General features: G+C 62.5%; 2 protein-coding genes and 1 pseudogene. 1 reads left to right on the forward strand and 2 read right to left on the reverse strand.

Annotation, left to right across the window (positions count from 1 at the left end):
• A partial coding sequence (locus AC1D1L_RS33570; RefSeq protein WP_477345808.1) for a transposase occupies positions 1–177 on the reverse strand: 177 nt, incomplete at its 3' end.
• Positions 178–249: 72 nt separating this feature from the next.
• Positions 250–1,155: pseudogene (locus tag AC1D1L_RS33575) on the reverse strand (IS3 family transposase); the annotation flags it as partial.
• A 65-nt stretch (positions 1,156–1,220) separates the two neighbouring features.
• On the opposite strand from AC1D1L_RS33575, the gene AC1D1L_RS33580 reads away from it, so the two are divergent.
• Positions 1,221–2,187 (forward strand): IS110 family RNA-guided transposase (locus AC1D1L_RS33580; RefSeq protein WP_477345806.1); only part of this gene is annotated, 967 nt, incomplete at its 3' end.

The raw sequence follows: 2,187 nt of genomic DNA on the forward strand, positions 1-2,187 counted from the left end.
CAGACGCTTCAGACGCTTCATCTCCGTCGGCAGCAACCCGTCGTATTTCTTTTTCCAGTTGAAATAGGTGGCTTGGCTGATCCCCGCTCGACGGCAGATCTCCGCCACCGGAATCCCGTCCGCCCCCTGCTTCAGAATGAACGCCTTCTGCGCGTCCGAAAACTTTGATGCCTTCATCGTTCTCCGCTCCTCCCAGCCAAGGAAGCTAGCGCGGAAAACTCCAATTCTGAACGGTCCAGTTTTCGGGGATCAGATCAGTTTTACGCCGTATGGCGCGGGTTGAGCAACGGGTGATCGGCGGAGCTGGTCGGGGTTGCGCAGCCGATCGTCCGTTGCGGTGAGATTGGCGGCATAGGCCGCAGGCGTGATGTATCCGAGCGCTGAATGTGGGCGCGATCGGTTGTAGTCGTCTGCCCATTCGGCGATGGTTGTTCGGGCATGGTCGAGGCCGAAGAACAAGGTTTCGTTCAGCAACTCGTCCCGCATCCGCCCGTTGAAGCTTTCGCAGAAGCCGTTCTGCATCGGCTTGCCCGGCGCGATGAAGTGCCATTCCACCTGATGATCCTTCGACCAGGCGAGGATCGCGTTCGAGGTGAACTCGGTGCCGTGGTCAGAGACGATCATGCCCGGCTTGCCGCGCCGGGCGATCAGTTCCGTCAGTTCACGCGCCACCCGGCGGCCGGAGATCGAGGTGTCCGGGATTGCTCCAAGGCATTCGCGCGTCACGTCGTCGACGATGTTGAGCACGCGGAATCTTCGGCCGCAGGCGAACTGGTCGTGCACGAAATCCAGCGACCAGCGCGCGTTCGGCCGCGCCTCGACCAGGATCGGTGCCCGCGTGCCGACCGCCCGTCGCCGTGACCGGCGCTTGCGAACGGCCAGCCCTTCCTCGCGATAAAGCCGATAGATGCGGTTGATCCCCGACGGCTCGCCCGCGCGCCTCAGCAGCACGAACAGCCGCCGGTAGCCGAAGCGCCGGCGCTCATTAGCGAGGTCACGCAGCCTGCCGCGCAGTTCCGTCTCCGGGGGCCGGCGGGACCGGTAACGGATCATCTTGCGGTCGGCCTCGACGATGGAGCAGGCCCGCCGTTCCGACAGGCCCATGGCGGCCTGCAGATGCGCGACGGCTTCGCGCTTGGCGGCGGGCCCTACCATTAATGGGATGGTCCGCCCCGTCCTCCCGCAGCATCATCTGGGCAGTCACAACAAAGGAGGTTGCAATGTCCCCACGCAATGCGCCGCGCCCTGCGGCCGTCTATGGTGTCGATATCGGCAAGAACATCTTCCACGTCGTCGGCTTGGACAGCGACGGCGAGCCCGTCCAGCGAGTTCGCTTCCGACGCGATACGTTGATGAAGTTCTTTGAGCGGGCAGCGCCGGCAATCGTCGGGATGGAATCGTGCGCTGGATCGCAATGGATCGCCAGGAGACTTCAGGCACTGGGGCACAAGGTTCGCCTGATCCCAGCGCAGTTCGTGAAGCCATACGTCAAGTCGAACAAGAGCGACATCATCGATGCCGAAGCTATCGCCGAAGCAGCCACGCGGCCGACGATGCGATTTGCCGCGATCAAGAGCGAGGAGCAATCCGACCTCCAAGCTTTGCATCGGGTGCGCGACCAGATGATCGGCACGCGAACCCGTCTGATCAACCAGATGCGAGCATTCTGCCTGGAATACGGCATCGCATTGAGACAGGGCGCCGGACTGTTCAAGCTCGACTTGCCACTGGTTCTCGATGACCTTTCGAATGACCTCTCGCCGGCAATGCGCAAACTGCTCGTGGACCTGTTCGCAGATCTGCGCCAGTTGGAACAGCGCATCAACGACGTGACGAGGGAGATCGCTGGGATTGCAGATCGAAAAGATGTTGCCCGCCGGCTTATGACGATCCCCGGAATCGGAGCACTGGGCGCCACCGCCCTTCTTGCGGCCGTCGGCAATGGGCGCCAGTTCCAGAAGGCTCGCGACCTGGCCGCATGGCTGGGGCTGGTCCCTCGAGAATACTCGACCGGAGGCAAGCAGAAGCTACTCGGTATCAGCAAGCGCGGGAACCGCTACGTTCGCAAGCTGCTCGTTCATGGCGCGCGATCATGCTTCCGTCACCTGGATCGAACCCGGGATCGCCTGGGAAGCTGGCTTGACGGGTTGCAGAGCCGTATGCACCCGAACAAAGCTGTTGTCGCAC

This window comes from Mesorhizobium sp. P2_D6, assembly GCF_056404315.1.